The sequence below is a fragment of the Microbispora sp. H10949 genome, from assembly GCF_014161435.1.
Classification (GTDB): domain Bacteria; phylum Actinomycetota; class Actinomycetes; order Streptosporangiales; family Streptosporangiaceae; genus Microbispora; species Microbispora triticiradicis.
In genome coordinates, this window is record NZ_JABBWZ010000002.1 from 349,421 (window position 1) to 367,922 (window position 18,502).

Annotated in this window: 15 protein-coding genes; 10 read left to right on the top strand and 5 right to left on the bottom strand. The window is 70.4% G+C overall.

Going from position 1 to position 18,502, the window contains the following annotated elements; translation table 11 throughout:
- Nucleotides 1–9 precede the first annotated feature (9 nt).
- Nucleotides 10–963 carry a UDP-glucose 4-epimerase GalE gene (galE, locus tag HHX40_RS05855; protein ID WP_182879696.1) on the bottom strand — a complete coding sequence of 318 codons (954 nt, stop codon included), beginning with the start codon at nt 961–963 and terminating at the stop codon, nt 10–12.
- A 161-nt stretch (nt 964–1,124) separates the two neighbouring features.
- Here galE and HHX40_RS05860 point away from each other — a divergent pair, with 161 nt between their 5' ends.
- From HHX40_RS05860 to HHX40_RS05870, 3 genes are all read left to right on the top strand, one after another.
- Nucleotides 1,125–2,450 carry a hemolysin family protein gene (locus HHX40_RS05860; protein WP_182874010.1) on the top strand — a complete coding sequence of 442 codons (1,326 nt, stop codon included), beginning with the start codon at nt 1,125–1,127 and terminating at the stop codon, nt 2,448–2,450.
- Between the two features lie 62 nt (nt 2,451–2,512).
- A complete protein-coding gene (gene trpS, locus HHX40_RS05865; RefSeq protein ID WP_182879697.1) occupies nt 2,513–3,526 on the top strand; it encodes a tryptophan--tRNA ligase in 1,014 nt (337 codons plus the stop codon).
- 55 nt (nt 3,527–3,581) lie between these two features.
- On the top strand, nt 3,582–4,544 hold the full coding sequence (locus tag HHX40_RS05870) for a YihY/virulence factor BrkB family protein (RefSeq protein WP_182879698.1): 963 nt from the start codon (nt 3,582–3,584) through the stop codon (nt 4,542–4,544).
- Between the two features lie 10 nt (nt 4,545–4,554).
- Here the strand turns inward: HHX40_RS05870 and HHX40_RS05875 are convergent, their stop codons facing one another.
- Nucleotides 4,555–5,160, bottom strand: coding sequence for a TetR/AcrR family transcriptional regulator (locus tag HHX40_RS05875; protein ID WP_182879699.1), 606 nt, complete (start codon nt 5,158–5,160; stop codon nt 4,555–4,557).
- A 122-nt stretch (nt 5,161–5,282) separates the two neighbouring features.
- Here HHX40_RS05875 and HHX40_RS05880 point away from each other — a divergent pair, with 122 nt between their 5' ends.
- Nucleotides 5,283–6,143 (top strand): SDR family NAD(P)-dependent oxidoreductase, encoded by an 861-nt coding sequence (locus HHX40_RS05880; protein WP_182879700.1) that lies wholly within the window; start codon nt 5,283–5,285, stop codon nt 6,141–6,143.
- Nucleotides 6,144–6,195: 52 nt separating this feature from the next.
- Here the strand turns inward: HHX40_RS05880 and HHX40_RS05885 are convergent, their stop codons facing one another.
- On the bottom strand, nt 6,196–7,485 hold the full coding sequence (locus HHX40_RS05885; protein ID WP_182879701.1) for a D-alanyl-D-alanine carboxypeptidase family protein: 1,290 nt from the start codon (nt 7,483–7,485) through the stop codon (nt 6,196–6,198).
- A 93-nt stretch (nt 7,486–7,578) separates the two neighbouring features.
- Here HHX40_RS05885 and HHX40_RS05890 point away from each other — a divergent pair, with 93 nt between their 5' ends.
- The 3 genes from HHX40_RS05890 to HHX40_RS05900 all read left to right on the top strand — a co-directional run bounded on the left by HHX40_RS05890 (nt 7,579) and on the right by HHX40_RS05900 (nt 10,480).
- On the top strand, nt 7,579–7,785 hold the full coding sequence (locus HHX40_RS05890) for an SCO4848 family membrane protein (protein ID WP_220498736.1): 207 nt from the start codon (nt 7,579–7,581) through the stop codon (nt 7,783–7,785).
- Nucleotides 7,786–7,823: 38 nt separating this feature from the next.
- Entirely contained in the window at nt 7,824–8,996 is a 1,173-nt protein-coding gene (locus HHX40_RS05895; RefSeq protein WP_182879702.1) for a glutamate--cysteine ligase, read from the top strand.
- 242 nt (nt 8,997–9,238) lie between these two features.
- Complete coding sequence (locus tag HHX40_RS05900) at nt 9,239–10,480, top strand: amidohydrolase (protein WP_396775460.1); 1,242 nt, start codon at nt 9,239–9,241, stop codon at nt 10,478–10,480.
- A 102-nt stretch (nt 10,481–10,582) separates the two neighbouring features.
- On the opposite strand, the gene HHX40_RS05905 is transcribed toward HHX40_RS05900, so the two are convergent.
- Both HHX40_RS05905 and HHX40_RS05910 read right to left on the bottom strand, forming a co-directional pair.
- A complete protein-coding gene (locus tag HHX40_RS05905) occupies nt 10,583–13,699 on the bottom strand; it encodes an NB-ARC domain-containing protein (RefSeq protein WP_182879703.1) in 3,117 nt (1,038 codons plus the stop codon).
- A gap of 166 nt (nt 13,700–13,865) precedes the next feature.
- Nucleotides 13,866–14,186 carry a hypothetical protein gene (locus HHX40_RS05910; protein WP_182879704.1) on the bottom strand — a complete coding sequence of 107 codons (321 nt, stop codon included), beginning with the start codon at nt 14,184–14,186 and terminating at the stop codon, nt 13,866–13,868.
- Between the two features lie 519 nt (nt 14,187–14,705).
- On the opposite strand from HHX40_RS05910, the gene HHX40_RS05915 reads away from it, so the two are divergent.
- From HHX40_RS05915 to HHX40_RS05925, 3 genes are all read left to right on the top strand, one after another.
- Nucleotides 14,706–15,731 (top strand): BMP family lipoprotein, encoded by a 1,026-nt coding sequence (locus HHX40_RS05915; protein ID WP_165900500.1) that lies wholly within the window; start codon nt 14,706–14,708, stop codon nt 15,729–15,731.
- 102 nt (nt 15,732–15,833) lie between these two features.
- Nucleotides 15,834–17,369, top strand: coding sequence for an ABC transporter ATP-binding protein (locus tag HHX40_RS05920; RefSeq protein WP_182879950.1), 1,536 nt, complete (start codon nt 15,834–15,836; stop codon nt 17,367–17,369).
- Nucleotides 17,366–18,496, top strand: coding sequence for an ABC transporter permease (locus HHX40_RS05925; RefSeq protein ID WP_182879705.1), 1,131 nt, complete (start codon nt 17,366–17,368; stop codon nt 18,494–18,496). The genes HHX40_RS05920 and HHX40_RS05925 overlap by 4 nt, the downstream gene beginning before the upstream one ends.
- Nucleotides 18,497–18,502: the final 6 nt, after the last annotated feature.

Sequence of the window (18,502 nt, forward strand, 5' to 3'; positions counted from 1 at the left end):
CCAGTCGGCTCAGGCGGGCTTGGCGCAGGAGGCCCAGGCGTCGGAGACCATGTCGCGCAGGGAGCCGTGCGCCTGCTTCCAGCCGAGCTCGCGCTGGATCTTCTCCGGCGACGCGACCAGGACGGCCGGGTCGCCGGGGCGGCGCGGGGCGGTGGTCACCGGGATGGGGTGCCCGGTCACCTCCCGGCACACCTCGACGACCTCCTTCACCGAGAAGCCGGTGCCGCTGCCCAGGTTGTAGATCCGGTGCTCCCCGGGCGCGCAGGCGTCCAGGGCGAGCAGGTGGGCCACCGCGAGATCCGTGACGTGGACGTAGTCGCGGACGCAGGTGCCGTCCGGGGTGGGGTAGTCGGTGCCGAACACGCTCACCGACTCCCGCTCGCCGAGCGCCACCTTCAGGATGTTGGGGATCAGATGGGTCTCGACCGCGTGCCGTTCGCGATACTCGCCGTACGCTCCGGCCACGTTGAAGTAGCGCAGGCTGACCGCGCCCAGGCCGTACAGGCCGGCGAAGGCGGTCAGCGCGGTGTCCACGGCGAGCTTGGACGCGCCGTAGGGGTTGCCGGGCCGGGTCGGGTCGGTCTCCACGATGGGCGTGCGCTCCGGCTCGCCGTACGTCGCGGCGGTGGAGGAGAAGACGATCCGGTCCACCCCCGTGCGCCGCATGGCGTCGAGCAGCGCCAGCGTGCCGCCGAGGTTGTTCGACCAGTACAGGCCGGGCCGCTCCACCGACTCGCCCACCAGCGACTTGGCGGCGAAGTGGAGCACGGCGTCGAACCCCTCGGAGAGCACCCCCGCGGCCTCGGTGATCGACGCCTGCACGAACGAGGCGCCGGGCGGCACCGCGTCGGCGTGCCCGGTCGACAGGTCGTCGAGCACCGTGACCTCGTGCCCGCGCTCAAGGAGTTGCGCCGCCACGACGCTGCCGATGTACCCGGCTCCACCAGTAACCAGCAGCTTCACTGTTTACTCCTGTTCAAAAGTGTTTGATTATGTAGGCCCGGGACCTAGCTTACGCGCTTCCCCTGAGGAGCGGGTTAAATGCCACCAGTACCGCAATCTCTGCGAGCCGCGGAGATCGCGGCGACCGGCCGGCATGCCTGACACCCGAACGGACAACTGACGTGAGCAACGTCGCGGTGACCATCGCCCTGGTCCTCATATTCATCCTGATCGGCGGGTTCTTCGCGGCGGCCGAGATGGCGATGGTCTCCCTGCGGGAGAGCCAGATCCGCCGTCTGAGCCGCGAGGGACGCCGCGGCGCGCGGGTGCAGAAGCTCGCCCGCGACCCCAACCGCTTCCTGTCCGCCATCCAGGTCGGCGTGACGGTGGCGACCGTGCTGTCGGCCGCCCTCGGCGCCGACGCGCTGGGCCCGGAGTTCGCCCCGGTCCTGGAGGGGTGGGGCCTGCGGCCGGACGTGGCCGCGCCCGCCGCCTTCGTGACGGTCACGCTCGCCATCTCGTACGTCACGCTCGTGCTCGGCGAGCTCGCGCCCAAGCGGCTCGGCCGTCAGCGGGCGGAGAGCCTGTCGCTCATGACCGCCCCGCTGCTCGACCGGATCGCCACGCTGTCGCGGCCGGTGATCTGGGTGCTGTCGAAGTCGACCAACGGCATCGTACGGCTGGTGGGCGGCAACCCGTCCGCCGACAGGGCGGCCATGACGACCGAGGAACTGCGCGACATGGTCGTGGGGCACAAGGAACTCACGCAGGACGAGCGCGACGTGATCGCCGAGGTGTTCGCGGCGGGCAAGCGCCAGCTCAGGGAGGTCATGCTGCCCCGCACCGAGGTCGAGTTCATGGCCGCGGACACGCCGCTCGCCGAGGCCGCGGTGCTCGCCGCCGCCATGCCGCACTCCCGTTTCCCGGTCTACCGCGACACCTACGACGACGTCATCGGGTTCGTCCACGTACGGGACCTGCTCGACCCGGTCAGGACCGGGCGGCTGGAGCCGATCAGCGAGGTCGTGCCGATCCGGCCGGTCAAGCTCGTGCCGGCCAGCAAGCGGGTGCTCGCCACGCTCGCCGAGATGCGCGACGAGGGCCACCACCTCGCCATCGTGGTGGACGAGTACGGCGGCACCGACGGCATCGTGACGCTGGAGGACCTGGTCGAGGAGCTCGTCGGCGACATCCGCGACGAGTACGACGAGAGCGGCGACGCCGTACGGGTGATCGCCGGTGACGTGGAGGTCGACGGGTTGGTCAACCTGGACGAGTTCCACGCGCAGACGGCGGTGCGGCTGCCCGGCGGGCCGTACGAGACGCTGGGGGGCTACGTCATGGCCTTCCTCGGTCACCTGCCGCAGCGCGGCGAGGTCGCGGAGGCGCCGGGCGTCACGCTGACCGTGACCGAGATGGACGGCCGCCGGGTCTCCCGCGTCCGCGTCACCCGCAATCCCCCCGCGGAGGAGGGCTCCGCCGAAGAGCCCCCGGCCGCGACCGTCTGACGTCCGTCCGGGGCCCGGCGCGCGTGTCGCGGGCAGCCCGGGAGTCCTGACAGAATTGCCCCATGGCTCTCGCTCGCGTCCTGTCCGGCATCCAGCCCACCGCCGACTCGTTCCACCTGGGGAACTACCTCGGTGCCGTCCGGCAGTACGTCGCGTTGCAGGACACCCACGAGGCCTTCTTCTTCATCGCCGACCTGCACGCGCTGACGGTCTCCCCGAAGCCGGAGGAGCTGCGCCGCCGCACCAGGGTCGCCGCCGCCCAGCTCTTCGGGGCGGGCCTCGACCCGGAGCGCGCCTCGGTGTTCGCGCAGAGCCACGTACGCGAGCACAGCGAGCTCGCCTGGTACCTCATCTGCCAGACCGGCATGGGCGAGGCCGGGCGGATGACCCAGTTCAAGGACAAGTCCGCCAGGTACGGCGAGAGCTCGGCCGGAGTCGGCCTGTTCACCTACCCGATCCTCCAGGCGGCCGACATCCTGATCTACCAGGCCGACCAGGTGCCGGTGGGCGTGGACCAGAAGCAGCACCTGGAGCTCAGCCGCGACCTCGCGCAGCGCTTCAACAGCCGCTACGGCCCGACCTTCAAGGTGCCGAACCCCTACATCCTCAAGGAGGTCGAGAAGATCACTGACCTCCAGGACCCGACCGCGAAGATGTCCAAGTCGTCGTCGAGCCCGCAGGGCATCATCGACGTCCTGGAGGAGCCGAACGCGCTGCGCAAGAAGATCATGCGTGCGGTGACCGACACCGGCAGCGAGGTCGTCGCCGACGAGGAGAACAAGCCGGGCGTCACCAACCTGCTGCGGATCCAGTCCGCGCTGACCGGCACGCCGATCCCCGAGCTGGAGGCCCGGTTCGCCGGGCAGGGCTACGGCACCTTCAAGAAGGAGGTCGCCGAGGCGGTCATCGAGACGTTCGCCCCGATCCGCGAGCGTACGGAGAAGCTGCTGGCCGACGAGGCCGAGCTCGACCGGCTGCTGGTCGCGGGCGCGGCCCGGGCCCGGGCGGTGGCCCGCGAGACGATGGCCCAGGTGCGCGAGCGCCTCGGCCTGCTGCCGTCCCCGCCCCTCGACTGACCGGCAGGCCCGCGTGAGCAGGCATCGAGCCCGCTCCGCGGGGTAGACAACCGCGATGAGGTTGGGGATCGTCGAGCAGGTCACCCGGCGGGTGGACGCGGTCAAGGCGACGGGCCGAGTGTGGATCGAGCGCAACCGGATCCGCTTCCGCGCGCTCGACCACCTCATCCGGACCGTGCAGCGCTACCAGGTGCAGACGGGCGACCGGCTGGCCGGCGCCATCACCTACTTCGCGTTCCTGTCGTTCTTCCCGCTGATCGCCCTGGCCTTCGCGCTGTTCGGGTACGTCGTGACGATCCGCCCGGACGCGCTCGCCACGCTCACGGAGGCGATCAACAGCCAGCTTCCCGGGCTCGCCGGGCAGCTGCACATCGACCAGCTCGCCGGTGCGCGGGCGCGGGCCGGGCTCATCGGCCTGCTCGGCCTGCTCTATGCCGGCCTGGGCGCGATGGACGCGCTGCGCGGGGCCCTGCGCACCGTCTGGATGACCTGCGAGCCGCCGCTCAACTACTTCGTCGGCAAGCTGCGCGACCTCGTCGCGCTCGTGCTCATGGGTGTCGTCCTGCTCGCCTCGGTGATCGCGAGCGGCTTCGCCACCGGGGCCACGAACACGGTCGCCGGCTGGCTCGGCCTCGGCTCCTCACCGCTCGCCGGTCTCGGCGTCTGGCTCGCCGGGGTGGCCGCGAGCCTCGTCGCCGACCTGCTGCTCTTCCTGGTCATCCTCGGCTGGCTGGCCAAACCGGGGCAGCCGTTCCTCGTCGTGCTCAAGGGCGCGCTGCTGGGCGCGGTCGGATTCGGGGTGCTCAAGCAGCTCGCCGCGCTGATCCTCTCCAGCACCCTGCACAACCCCGTGTACGGCACGTTCGCGGTGGTCGTGGGGTTGCTGCTGTGGATCAACCTGTCGGCCCGGGTGATCCTCTACGCCGCCGCGTGGACGGCGACGGCCACCCTCGGCCCGCCTCCCGAGCCCACTCCGCTTCCCTCGCCCGCGACCACCCCCACCACCGGTCCCGCGTGACCGCGCGCCTCTAACGCGGGCGCAACCCCTTGAGCGCGGTCTCCACGACCGTGTCGGCGTACTCGGGAGTGAGCGGGCCGCTGCGCTGGAGCCACCGGTTGAGCAGCGGTCCCCACAGCATCTCGATCGCGACGTCCAGGTCCAGGTCGCCGGAGAGCTGCCCGGCCCGCTGCGCGCTGCGCAGCCGCTGCTTCTTGAGCTCCTTCATCGGCCGGTCGAGCCGTTCGGCGTACGCCGCGGCGAGCGCGGGGTCGTGCGGGATCTCCGTGTTGAGCGCGCGCATGGGCTCGTCGTACCGCGGGTCGTTCAGCTCGGCGACCGTGGCGCGCAGGACCGTCTTCAGGTCGGCCTCCAGGTCGCCGGTGTCGGGCAGCGCCGGCGAATCGCCCTCGCCCTCGCTGAGCATCAGGAACGCGTCGAAGAGGACCGCTCCCTTGGAGGGCCACCAGCGGTAGATGGTCTGTTTGCCGACCCCGGCCCGGGCGGCGATCCCCTCGATGCTCAGCTTCGCGTAGCCGACCTCGCCGACGAGTTCGAACGCCGCGGTGAGGATCGCCCGCCGTGAGGCCTCGCTGCGGCGTCTCGTGGCGGGAGTCGTGCCGTGCTGTGCCGTCATGCCGCCGAACCTACCAAAACTGAGACGAGACGGTCCGTCTTGACATGTTTCCGATGCGACGTCACCATGGCTTGAACGAGACGAGACGTTTCGTCCAGTATCGAAAATCCGATTGGAGTCGCATGCGTACGACGACCGACGATTCGGGCCGGGTCTGGTTCATCACCGGTGCGGGACGGGGCCTCGGCCGGGCGTTCACCCGGGCCGCGCTCGACAACGGCGACCGCGTGGTGGCCGCGACCCGGACCGTCGCGCCGCTGGAGGACCTGGCCGCCGGGCACGAGGACAGGCTGTTCGTGCACCCTCTGGACGTCACCGACCGCGCGGCGGTCTTCGCCGCGGTCGCCCGGGCGGCCGAACGCTTCGGCCGGCTCGACGTCGTGGTGAACAACGCCGGGATCATGTCCATGGGGATGATCGAGGAGTTCACCGAGGCCGAGGCCCGGGCCCAGATGGAGACCAACTTCTTCGGCGCGTTGTGGGTCGGTCAGGCCGTAATGCCCCGCCTGCGGGCCCAGCGGTCCGGGCACATCGTGCAGATCTCCAGCATCGGAGCGCTCGGCGGCTTCCCCACCACGGGGTTGTACAGCGCGAGCAAGTTCGCTCTGGAGGGGATGAGCGAGGCTCTGGCGATGGAGGCCGCGCGGTTCGGGGTCAGGGTCACCATCGTCGAGCCCGGCGGCTACTGGACCAACCTCTACAGCGGCATGACCGCGACCACGCCGATCCCTGACTACGCACCCCTGCGGGCGGAGCTGGAGAAGCAGTGGGCCGAGGGATCGGTGGACAGCGACCCCCGGCTGGCCGCCGAGGCCGTGCTGAGGCTCGTCGGCAGCGACGAGCCGCCGCTGCGGCTGCTGCTGGGCGGCACGGCCTACGACCTGGCCTTCGACGTCTCCCGCCGGCGGATGGAGACCTGGGCCCGGTGGGAGGAGGTCAGCCGCGCCGCCGAGCACGCCATCCCCGCCCCTCCCGCTGTCTGACGGGCGCCGTTCGACGGGCGCCGTTCGACGGGCGCCGTCCGGCAGGGGCCGTCTAGCCGGCGGTGTCGCCGGGGGTCCTCCGGCGGCGGCGCAGGGCGTACGCGCCGCCGAGGGCGAGCGCCGCCAGCGCGCCGCCGCCGGCGAGCAGGGGGACGGCCATCCCCGAGCCGCCCGCGGCAGGCTCCTTGCCCGCCACCCGGCGCGCGTCACCGCCCGAGCCGTCCGCCGCGCCGGGCGTCCGCGTGGGCCGTACGGCCAGGGCGGACGACGAGGGCGCGGGGTCGGGCACCGGTTTGACCAGTTCGCCGATGGGGGTGACCCGGCTGCGCGCGGCGAAGCCCCAGTCGAGCAGCTTGGAGACCTCCTCCCAGAAGCCGCCGGGGTGATGCATGATCACGACGATGATCGTGTGGCCGTCGCGGCGGGCCGCGCCCACGAAGCTGCCGAGAGCCTTCGACGTCCAGCCGTTCTTCACGCCGAGCATGCCCTTGTAACGCCCGAGCAGCCGGTTGTGGTTGGCCATCTCGTAGTAGGCGGGCGCCGGGGACTCGCTGGGGTCGGAGTCGTCGTGGTGCTTCTTCTTCTTTTTCTTGCCGTAGTCCTTCGGCGCCGGGAACTTGGCGACCTTCGTGCTGATGTACTCGCGGAAGGCCGGCATCGCCAGCCCGGCCCTGGCGATGAGGGCGAGGTCGTACGCCGAGCTGCGCTGGCCGGGGGCGTCCAGGCCGTTCGGCGTCTTGGCCACCGTGTCGTACGCCTGGAGTTTGCGCGCCTGTCTGTTCATGTCGGCGAGCGTCCTGGGCAGGCCGCCGTTGGCCTCGGCGAGCGCGACCGCGGCGTCGTTGGCGGAGACCATGAGGAGGGCCCGCATGAGGTCGTCGATCTTGTAGATCGGTTCGGGGACGATCCCGACGGCGCTGCCCTCGACGTTGCAGGCCTTCTCGCTCGGCTTGATCTTGCGATTCTTGTCCAGCCTGGGGATCAGCGTCACGGCCGTGAGCGTCTTCAGGGTGCTCGCCGGCAGATAGCGCCCGTGCGGGTCCTTCGCCGCGAGCACCGCGCCGGTGTCCGTGTCGGCGACGAGGTAGGCGGAGGACTCGGTCTTGGGCGGCGCCTTGAAACCGTCCGGCGCGATGACGCCGTGACCGGCCAGCCGTTCCCCGCCGACGGTGGCGGCCCCCGCCGTTCCGGTGGTCCCGGCGGCCGCGGTCCCGCTCGCCTGCGGGGCCGGTGGACTCGGCACGGCACGCGTTCCGGCGGCGGGAGAGGCGCCGAGCAGCGCCGTCGTCAGCAGCCCCGCCGTCGCCCCGGCCGCGGTGAGGGCCCGTAGGTTCGTCCCCATAGGTGGCTCAGCCTAGCCTCGACTGTTTTCGCATGAAGCGACATATGCCCCATAGACCTCGGGGCCACGCGGAGAGCCGTCGATACTGTGAGCATGACGAGACGTGTCTCCGCCTTTCTCGTGGCGCTCGCCGCGTTCATGATCTTCGAGTGGATCAACCTGGGCTTCAACCTCGCCGACGGGCACAAGACGTCCTTCTACGTCGTCCACGGGGTGCTGATCGCGGTGAACATCCTCCTGGCGCTGACGCTCGCGGCCGTGGGCGTGCGGGGATGGATGAGGGGTAGGGCTGACCTCTGACGACGTTGTCCGGCACGACCAAGTGATGGAGGCAAGCGGTGACGATCGAGTTCAATCCCTCGCGGGGTGCGACGCTCGGGGTGGAGTGGGAGCTTCAGCTCGTCGACACGCACACGCGGCATCTGCGCCAGGACGCGAGGGACGTGCTCGCCGCGGTCCCCGACCTCAGTGAGGGCCAGCGGCCCAAGGCGATGCACGAGCTGATGCAGTCGCAGGTCGAGATCATCACCGACGTCTGCCACACGGTCGCGGAGGCCGTACAGGATCTGCGCAAGAGCATCGGCCGGCTGACCGAGGCGGTCGAGCCGCGCGGCATCGCGCTCGCCTGCACCGGGACCCACGCGATCAGCGACTGGCGGGACGCCGTCTACGCGCCCAACCAGCGGTACGTCGAACTGGTCGAGGAGATGCAATGGCTCGCCTGGCGCATCCAGACCTTCGGCGTGCACGTCCACGTGGGCGTCCGGGACCGGGACAAGGTCATCCCGATCGTCAACGCCCTCGCGGCGTACCTCCCGCACTTCCTGGCGCTCACCTCCTCCAGCCCCTACTGGGGCGGGCAGGACACCGGGCTGGCGTCGAGCCGGGCCATCGTCTTCGGCTCGCTGCCCACCGCCGGGCCGCCGCACCTGCTGGCCGACTGGGCCGAGTTCGAGGAGTACATGGACACGCTGATCAAGGCGGGCACGATCCGCAGCATCAAGGAGGTGTGGTGGGACATCCGGCCGCACCCCGACTTCGGCACGATCGAGATCCGGATGTTCGACGGCATCCCCACGCCGCGCGAGGTCGGCATGGTCGCCGCGCTGTCCCAGTGCCTCGTGCAGCAGTTCGACCAGCAGATCGACCGGGGCTACACGCTGCCGCATCCGGCGGCGTGGGTGGTGCGTGACAACAAGTGGCGCGCGACGCGGTATGGTCTCGACGCGGACGTGATCACCGACGACCATGGCTCCACGGCGCCGATGCGCGACGTATTGTATGAACTTCAGCGCGAACTCGAACCGGTCGCCGAGCGGCTCGGCTGTGCCGAGGAACTGGCGGTCGTGACCGACGTGCTGGAACAGGGAAGCTCCTCCGAGCGCCAGCGGGCGATCCTCGCCGACGGAGGGAGCCTCCAGGACGTGGTCGATGCCACGATCATCGAGCTCGCCGAGGACAGGTTCGTGACGTCGAACCCCAACCGCGACGCCGGACATTCGGGCTCCTGAAGGGGTACGCCTGAGATGTACCGGGAAACTTCGCCGCAGTTCTGACAACAGGCGGTGACCGGTGTAAATACTGGGCAATCCGCCGTATCAAGGGGCCGCGGCATGGAAGGATTGTGAATGAAGGGTCGGTGGAGGCGAGACACGCCCGCTCGACCCTTCTGGGCTTTTTCATGACTTTTAGTGATCATATGGACGATCCGATGACCCGTGGCCGGGACGGCTCACCGGAGAAGGGAAGACCCGTGGCCACCTCATCGAAGCTCGCTACGCCGGACGCGGCCGTGCCGGGAAGTGCCGACCTGGCCGGGCAACTGGCGGACTTCCTTCGCGAGCACAACGATGAGCTGATCGAGTTCCGGCGCGATCTGCACGCGCATCCGGAGATCGCCTTCAGCGAGCATCGCACGACGGAGAAGATCGCCGAGCGCATGACCGACGCCGGTCTCACGCCGCACCCGCTGTCCCGCGGGACCGGCCTGTGGGTGGACCTCGGCCGGGGCGAAGGGCCGACGATCGCCCTGCGCGCCGACATCGACGCGCTGCCGATGGAGGACGAGAAGGACGTCCCCTATCGCTCCACGAACCCGAACGCCTGCCACGCCTGCGGCCACGACGTGCACACCACCATGGTCGTCGGCGCGGGGCTGTTCCTGGCGTCGCAGGCCGACGCGGGCGCGCTGCCCGGCCGGGTACGGCTGATCTTCCAGCCCGCCGAGGAGGTGGCGAGCGGCGCCCTGGAGGTCATGCGCGACGGCGGCCTGAACGACGTCGACCGCATCTTCGCGCTGCACTGCGACCCGCGCCTCGACGCCGGTCACGTCGGCCTGCGCACCGGCCCGATCACCGGGTCCTGCGACAGCCTGCGCATCCGGGTGGCCGGCCCCGGCGGGCACACCGCCCGGCCCCACCTGACCGTGGACCTCGTCTACGCGCTCAGCAAGATCGTCACCGAGCTGCCGGCCGCGCTGTCGCGGCGCGTGGACCCCCGGTCCAGCCTCAGCCTCGTGTGGGGCCAGATCTCGGCCGGGTCCGTGGCCAACGCGATCCCGGACGTCGGCATGGCCCAGGGCACGGTCAGGTCCCTGGACGAGGAGGCCTGGCACCAGGCCCCCGACCTCGTCAAGGCGCTGCTCGACTCGGTCGCCTGCGCGTACGGCGTGGACGCCGAGATCGACTACCGGCGCGGCACGCCGCCCACGGTGAACGAGGCCACCAGCATCCAGATGCTGCACGACGCGGTCACCCAGATCATCGGCGAGGGCAGGGCCGTGCCCACCCCGCAGAGCCTCGGCGGCGAGGACTTCTCCTGGTACCTCGAATCGGTGCCCGGCGCGCTCGCCCGGCTCGGCACCCGGCCGCCGGGTGTCGTGGACGAGGTCGACCTCCACCGGCCGCAGTTCGACGTGGACGAGCGCGCCATCGGCGTCGGCGTCAAGGTGCTCGCCGCCACCGCGCTCACCGCCCTGTGGGGCGGCAACCGCTGACACGTCGAGGCGGTGCGTGCCGGGTCCCGACCTGCCGCACCGCCCGGGTTCTCGCTTGACGCCTCCGCGCCGCCGGGGCCTTCGCGCCCTCGGCGTCGGTGGTCACGTGTAGCGCAGCAAGTAGGCGCCCGCACCGCCGCCGGTGGCAAGGAGGCCACCCCCGGGATGCCACGCGATTCCCGTTACCGGCCCGGCGACGCGTAACGCGGCGAGGCACGCCGCGGTGGTCACGTCCCACACACGTACGGTGCCGTCGTTGCTCGCGCTGGCCAGGACGGCGCCGTCCGGAGAGAACGCGCACCGGTCGACCCAACTCGTGTGCCCGCGAAGGACGGCGCGGGGAGCGGCGGCCGCCAGGTCCCACAGGATGATCGTCCCGTCGTCGCTGGAACTGGCGATCATCGATCCGGCCGGTGCGAACGCACACCCGTTCACGACGTCCGTATGGCCTTCGAGAACCATCTCCGGTCGGCCGTCACGCCACACGCGCACAGTGCCGTCGTTGCCGCCACTGATCACACGTGCGCCGTCGGGGGAGAACGCGCAGTCGTTCACACGGTCGGCGTGGCCCCGCAGCACCGTGAGCACCTCGCCGTCCCGTGCCCGCCACAGCCGGACCGTTCGATCGTCGCTCGGCGTCGCGAGCAGTCTTCCATCGGGAGAGAACCGGCAGCCGTTGACGCCTTCGGTATGGCCCGTGAGTTCGACCTCCGGCGAGCCGGAGCGCCACAGCCGCGCGATGCCGTCCGAACTGGACGTCGCCAGCACTGCGCTGTCAGGGGAGAAGGCGCACCCGTTGACCCGGCCCCCATGGCCGGAGAGGGACGCCACCTCTACGCCGTCCTCGATGCGCAGCACGCGTGCGGTGAGGTCATCGCTCGCGGTGGCCAGCAAGCGGCCGTCGGGGGAGAACGCGCACCCGCGGACCCAGGCCCGTTGTGCCGACAGGACCGACGAGGTGCCGTCGGCGGTGCGCCAGATCCGCGCCGTCCCGTCATAGGCCGCGGTGGCCATCAGCCCGCCGTCACGCGAGAACGCGCATCGCCGGATCCAGGCGGTGTGCCCAGACCAGACCTGGAGCTGCACACCGTCGCGCCACAGCCGCACCGTCTCGTCGTGACCGGTCGTCGCGAGCCTTCCGTCCGGCGCGAACTGGCAGTCCGTGACGAAGCCCCGATGTCCGGTCAGCACTCCGGCCGAGGAACCGTCGCGGGTGTCCCACAGTCGCACCGTCGAGTCCGCACCGACAGTCGCCAGCAGTCCGTCGGCGGAGAACGAACATCCCTGCACCCGGTCGGTGTGGCCGTGCAGCCTCATGAGCAGGCGTCGGTCGCGAACGGACCAGAGCCGCACGATCCGATCGTGTCCCGCGGTCGCGAGCAGCATGCCGTCGGGAGAGAAGGCACAACAGGTGACGGGCCCCGCGTGGCTCATCAGCACCGCCACGCAGGCGCCGTCCGGGACCGACCACAGCCGCGCGGAGCCGTCCGTGCTCACGGTCGCAAGTAGCGTGGCGTCCGGAGAGAAAGCGCAGTCGCCGACCAGCCCGCCGTGGCCCACCAGGATTTCTTGGGGCGTGGCGTCGCTCACTCGCCAGAGCCGTACGGTGTGGTCGTCGCCTCCCGTGGCCAGCAGCGTGCCGTCGGGGGAGAACGCGCATGTCCAGACGCCGCCGCTGTGTCCTTCCAGCACTCCTCGCGCCGTCCCGTCCGGTGTGTGCCAGAGCCGGACCGTCTGATCGTCACTGGAGGTGGCCAGCAGCGTGCCGTCCGGTGAGAAGGCACAGTCGGTGACTCCGCCGGTGTGGCCGACGGACGCCTCCCAGTCGGGTAACGGCCACGCCGGCTCCAGGCGTGGGCGCGGCAGGGTGCGGCGGTAGGCCGAATACACCTCTTCGAGCCCTTCGACGCCCCGCACGCGGCTGGCCAGAGTGGCGCCGATCGCAGTGGCGGGGTCGATGGGGCCGAACAACCGTGCGACCGGTGCCAGCACCGACCGGAGAGCTTTCGCGGCGGGTGTGGCACCGAGTTCGAGATCGGTCAGCGCGCCGACGAGCGACCTCTGGTGCAGCGTCTTCGCCGCCACCCACCGTAGATCGCTCACGGGTTCGATCGGCAGGCCCGCCTTGTGCACGTGGTAGGGCAGGAACCGCCACAGGTACTCGGCCTCGGCGGGGAGGTCCCACCACTTGTCGCCGACCAGCCGTTCGACACCCCGGACCAGCCGGACGTGCACCGACGCCTCGTCTGTGAGGCAGGTTCTCAGGTAGCTCCGGATCACGTCGTGGAGCAGTAGACGTGGGCCGGGCGCATCGAGCCGGTAGTCCGCGATCAGCCCGACGCTCGTGAGCTCCTCACAGGCCGCCTCCACGTCACCTGGCCACAGCAAGGAGAGGACGGTCAACGGAATCGGCACGTCCTCCGGGAAGATCGCGAGATCCAGACAGCGTGCCCGTCCGGAAGGCGACAACAGCCCCAGGCTCGCCTCCACGGTGGCGGCGACCGCCTGGGCGCGGTCATCCGGCCGGGATGGGTCCAGCGCGGCGGGACCCTGCGCGGTCAGGCGTCCCAGCACCCAGTCGACGGCTTCGGCGCTCGCCTCACCGCGAGCCGTCCGGCGCCGCAGCACGCTGTTGACCAGCCCCAGGAGCACCGGCCACCGGCCGCACGCGGCCGCCAGCGCGTCGGCCCGCTCTGCCGGGAAGTCGGTGATTCCCTGGGTGATCACCAGCCTCGCCTGCTCCGGGGACATGACGTCCACCAGGAAGCGTGCCGCGGCGGGGGGCAGCAGATCCGGGACGCGGGTCGTGACCAGCCTCGTGCACCTTCCGCCACCTACCCGGAACGGCCGCAGTTGCGATTCGTGCCAGACGTCGTCCAGGACCAGCAACAGGGGATCCCGCTCATCCAGCAGTCGTCCCAGTTCCGCGCCTGCGATCAGTGGATCGGCGATCGAGGGCCGCCGTCCCGACACCACGAACGCCAGATCGTTGATCCGCTCGGCGAGCGCGGCGTCGCGGGTCTCCTGGCCGATCGTCAGCCACAGCAGGCCGCCGCGGTAGAAGTCGTACACCTCCGGGCGGTGACACGCCCAGGCCGCGAGGGTGGTCTTGCCGAAGCCGCCCGCTCCGTGCAGCGCGGTGGACAGCCCGATCTCCTGTGCGTCGGCCGCGAGCAGGGTCTCCAGCAGCACATCTCCCACCTCGGGCCGTTCGATCACGTGGTCGAGCGGAGGCGCCATCCATGGCCGAGTGGCGGGCGCTGCGGGACCGATCAACTGGCCGACCTGAACGACATTACCGACAATGACGCCGGAAATCTCGTTCCTGATCTGCGGCGGCTCGGACACCTGATTGATATCGTCCGGTATCTTTCCCCGTTCTCGTTCAGTCGAAGGTTATTCCGCCATGGATTTCGCGGGCCTGGACGACGTTCTTCGCCTGGCCCGTGAAGGAGTTCACGACCGCGTTGTTCTGTGCCTGAACCCACAGAGCGTGGCAGTCCCGCTTGAACGCGGGGTCGCGGGCGAACTCGGCGTCGATCACCTCGGCTGCCTGTTCCTCGTCGTCGAGGACCGCCGGTCTGTCGCGGAAACGCCTGCGGATCCGGCCGATGAGGGTGGCGAGAGCGTCACCCGCTGATTCGCCGGTACGTGTCGCGAGGCCGGTCGCCACGGCGCCGGCGATCGCCACGGTGATGGGATCCAATGAAACCTCCGTGGTTCCGGACCGCAAGTCGGGGCTGCACCCTCCATGATGAGCGAGAAAAGGGAGACAGAAAAGCATCCGATGCCGGCTTGGTCGCCTCTGCCATGGCCGTCGCGGCTGCTTCAACCATGGTGGGCGAAGCGCGCGCGGGACCTTGTTCATCGGTGGCCGGAGGGCCTACGGCGATGATTCTCCGCGCACCGGTCCGGGCCGCAGGACCATGGCCCCGGCGCTCCGCCAAGGTCGGCACGGGCGTGGGCATCCGGGCGGCCCGGGTGCGAGATCGTTCATGGGGAGGTAACGGTTCCCCCGGCTAAGTCGCTGGTCACAGCCCGGACTGGGCTCAATAACGGACATGTTGCGGAGTGGTATGCGGGTTTGGTCTATGCAGGTCAAACAACTATCTTCCGTGCAGGGTTGCCGTGCGTTCCTGCGTGCGTGCGACGAGGGACGGCGGGGAACGGAAGGGGAGTCAACATCTTGCTCCGCAATCGAGTTAGCAGACTGGCCGCCGCCACCATGGGTGGCGCCTTGCTCATGGCCGCCGCCGCGTGTGGGGGCGGCGACGACACCACCACCGGAGCCACGGCCGGCGCGTCCTCCGCGCCCGCCGCCGCCGGCGCGAAGGTGGGCATGGCGTACGACATCGGCGGCCGCGGCGACGGTTCGTTCAACGACGCCGCCGCCAGGGGCCTCGACCAGGCCGAGTCGGAGCTGAAGATCGAGAAGAAGGAACTGGAGGCGACGGCGGGGGAGACCGACGCCCAGAAGGAGGAGCGGCTGCGCCTGCTCGCCAACGGCGGGTACAACCCGGTCATCGCGGTGGGCTTCGTCTACTCGGGCCCCTTGGTGAAGGTCGCCAAGGAGTTCCCCGACGTCAAGTTCGCCATCGTCGACGACGACGCCGCCAAGGCCGACAACATCACCAACCTGATGTTCGCCGAGGAGCAGGGGTCGTTCCTCGTCGGCGCCGCGGCGGCGCTGAAGTCCGAGAAGGGCAACATCGGCTTCGTGGGCGGCGTCGACGTGCCGCTGATCCACAAGTTCGAGGCGGGCTTCGAGGCCGGCGCGAAGGCCGTCAAGCCGGACATCAAGATCCAGACCAAGTACCTCACCCAGCCCCCGGACTTCGGCGGCTTCGGCGACCCGGCCAAGGGCAAGACCGCCGCGACGGGCATGTACGACGCCGGCGCGGACGTGGTCTACCAGGCGGCCGGCGGCTCCGGCGGGGGCGTGTTCGAGGCGGCCAAGGCCGCCAAGGCGATGGCGATCGGGGTCGACTCCGACCAGGCGGCCCTCCCGGCGTACGCCGACTTCAAGGACGTGATCATGACGTCCATGATCAAGAAGGTCGACGTGGCCGTCTTCGACTTCCTGAAGAACTTCACCTCCGGCACGGTCAAGGCCGGTCCGGCCATCTACGACCTCAAGGCCGGCGGCGTCGACTACTCCACGACCGGCGGCAAGATCGACGACATCAAGCCGAAGATCGACGAGTACAAGCAGAAGATCATCAGCGGCGAGATCTCGGTTCCGAGCTCCTGACCTGCGCAATCAAGGGGCCCGGTGGCACCCGCCCCGGGCCCTTTTGTTCTACTCTGACTACCACTTGACCGTCATCGGGCACTCCGCGAGGAGGAGGCCGCCATTACCGTCGCCACCGCTACGGCACCCGCAGTAGAGCTCTCCGGGATCACCAAGAGGTTCCCGGGAGTCGTCGCCAACAGCGACATCCACCTCCGCGTCGCCCGAGGGCACATCCACGCCATCGTCGGCGAGAACGGCGCGGGCAAGTCCACGCTCATGAAGATCCTCTACGGGATGCAGCGGCCCGACGAGGGCGAGATCCGCGTCGACGGGTTACCCGTGGGGTTCCACACTCCCGCCGACGCCATCTCCGCCGGCATCGGGATGGTCCACCAGCACTTCATGCTGGCCGACAACCTGACCGTCCTGGAGAACGTGGTGCTCGGCAGCGAGCCCCGCCGAGGCGGGGTCGCCCTCGACTTCGCCGCCGCGCGCAGGAAGATCAAGGACATCTCCGACGCGTACGGCCTGGGCGTGCGCCCCGACGTGCCGGTGGAGGAGCTGGGGGTCGGCGACCGCCAGCGGGTGGAGATCCTGAAGGTGCTCTACCGGGGCGCCCGCATCCTGATCCTGGACGAGCCGACCGCCGTGCTCGTGCCGCACGAGGTGGACGAGCTGTTCGACAACCTGCGCGGCCTGGTCCGCGAGGGACTGACGATCCTGTTCATCTCCCACAAGCTGGACGAGGTGCTGCGGGTCGCCGACGCCATCACCGTCATCCGGCGCGGCACCACGGTCGCGACCGTGGACCCGAAGGACGTCACCTCCCGCAAGCTCGCCGAGCTCATGGTCGGCAGCGCGCTGCCCAGCCCCGAGACCCGCGAGTCGACCGTCACCGACGTCGTCGCCCTGTCCGTACGCGACCTGACCGTGCGCACCGGCGACGGGCGGCCGGTGGTCGAGAACGTGAGCTTCGACATCCGCAAGGGCGAGGTGCTCGGCATCGCGGGCGTCGAGGGCAACGGCCAGGCGGAACTGGTCGAGGCGATCATGGGCATGCGCCCCTGCGAGGTGGCCGCGCTCACCCTCGGCGGCACCGACATCTCCCAGTGGCCGACGCTCAGACGGCGCGCGGGCGGGATCGGCTACATCCCCGAGGACCGCCACCGGCACGGCCTGCTGCTGGAGTCCCCGCTGTGGGAGAACCGCATCCTCGGTCACCAGACGCGCAGGCCGAACGTCAGGGGGCCCTGGATCGACCGCGCGGGCGCGCGGGCCGACACCCGGCGGATCGTCGAGGACTACGACGTCCGCACCCCCGGGATCGACGTGGACGCCGCCGCGCTGTCCGGCGGCAACCAGCAGAAGCTGATCGTCGGCCGCGAGATGAGCGGTGACCCCGTGCTGCTCATCGCCAGCCATCCCACCCGCGGCGTCGACATCGGCGCGCAGGCGGCGATCTGGGACCACCTGCGCACCGCGCGCGCAGCCGGGCTGGCCGTGCTGCTGATCTCCGCGGACCTGGACGAGCTGATCGGGCTGTCCGACACGCTCAAGGTGATCCTGCGCGGCAGGATCGTCGCCGACGTCGATCCCGCGAACGTGACGCCCGAGCAACTGGGCTCGGCGATGACCGGCGCCGGGGAGGGCGTATGAACGGCTTCCTCGACCGGGTGCTCGGCCGGGTCCGGCTGGGCGGCTGGCTCGCCGTGGCCGCGCCGGTCGTCGCGGTCGTCTTCGCGGTGCTGATCACCTCGGTGGTCCTGCTCGTCGCCGGCAAGGAGCCGGTGGAGGCGTTCACCACGCTCGCGGACTACGGCACCCAGCCGCGGTCGATGGTCATGATCCTCAACACCGGGGTCATGTACTACATCTCCGCGCTCGCGGTGGCCGTCGGCTTCCGGATGAACCTCTTCAACATCGGCGTGGACGGCCAGTACCGCCTCGCGGCCGTGATCGCGGCCGGGCTCGGCGGCGCCGCCGTCGTCCCCGGTGTGCTGAACATCGTCCTCGTGGTCGTCGCCGCGGTGGTCGTCGGGGCGCTGTGGGCCGCCATCGCCGGCCTGCTCCGGGTCTACCGGGGCGTGAGCGAGGTCATCTCGACCATCATGCTGAACGCGATCGCCACGGGCCTCGGGTCCTGGCTGGTCAGCGAGCACTTCGGCGTGCTGACCGGCAACGACCTCGGCACCCGGCCGATCCCCGACGACGCGCACGTGCCCGGCATCCCGCTCGTCGCGGGCACGCCGGTGCTGGTCAACGGGTTCATCGTGGTCGCGATCCTGCTCGGCGCCGCGTACTGGGTCGTGCTCAACCGCACCCGGTTCGGCTTCGAGCTGCGGGCGACCGGCAAGTCCGAGTCGGCCGCGGTTGCCAGCGGGGTCGGCGTGAAGAAGATGATCGTCGTCACGATGGTCATGTCGGGGGCGATCGCCGGCCTGATCGGCATGCCGGAGCTGCTCGGCGCCTCCTACAAGTACAGCAACAACTTCCCCGCCGGCCTCGGCTTCACCGGCATCGCGATCGCCCTGCTCGGCCGCAACAGCCCGGTCGGCATGGCGGTCGGCGCGCTGCTGTGGAGCTTCCTGGACAACTCGTCGAACCAGCTCCAGCTGCTCGACATCTCCAAGGAGATCGTCCAGATCATGCAGGGCGTCGTCGTGCTCTCCGTGATCATCGCGTACGAGCTGGTCCACCGGTACCGGCTCGTGGCGGAGCAGCGCCGGGTGAGCCGCCAGCTCGCCGCCCCGGTGGAGCCGCCCAGGGCGGAGGCGGCGGTATGAGCGGGC

What these genes read in the sequence shown, in the direction of transcription:
- HHX40_RS05925 (WP_182879705.1), top strand. Translation starts at nt 17,366, where the DNA reads ATGAACGGCTTCCTCGACCGGGTGCTCGGCCGGGTCCGGCTGGGCGGC.
- HHX40_RS05875 (WP_182879699.1), bottom strand. Translation starts at nt 5,160, where the DNA reads ATGACGGCACAGCACGGCACGACTCCCGCCACGAGACGCCGCAGCGAG.
- HHX40_RS05870 (WP_182879698.1), top strand. Translation starts at nt 3,582, where the DNA reads ATGAGGTTGGGGATCGTCGAGCAGGTCACCCGGCGGGTGGACGCGGTC.
- HHX40_RS05885 (WP_182879701.1), bottom strand. Translation starts at nt 7,485, where the DNA reads ATGGGGACGAACCTACGGGCCCTCACCGCGGCCGGGGCGACGGCGGGG.
- trpS (WP_182879697.1), top strand. Translation starts at nt 2,513, where the DNA reads ATGGCTCTCGCTCGCGTCCTGTCCGGCATCCAGCCCACCGCCGACTCG.
- HHX40_RS05880 (WP_182879700.1), top strand. Translation starts at nt 5,283, where the DNA reads ATGCGTACGACGACCGACGATTCGGGCCGGGTCTGGTTCATCACCGGT.
- HHX40_RS05915 (WP_165900500.1), top strand. Translation starts at nt 14,706, where the DNA reads ATGGGTGGCGCCTTGCTCATGGCCGCCGCCGCGTGTGGGGGCGGCGAC.
- HHX40_RS05890 (WP_220498736.1), top strand. Translation starts at nt 7,579, where the DNA reads ATGACGAGACGTGTCTCCGCCTTTCTCGTGGCGCTCGCCGCGTTCATG.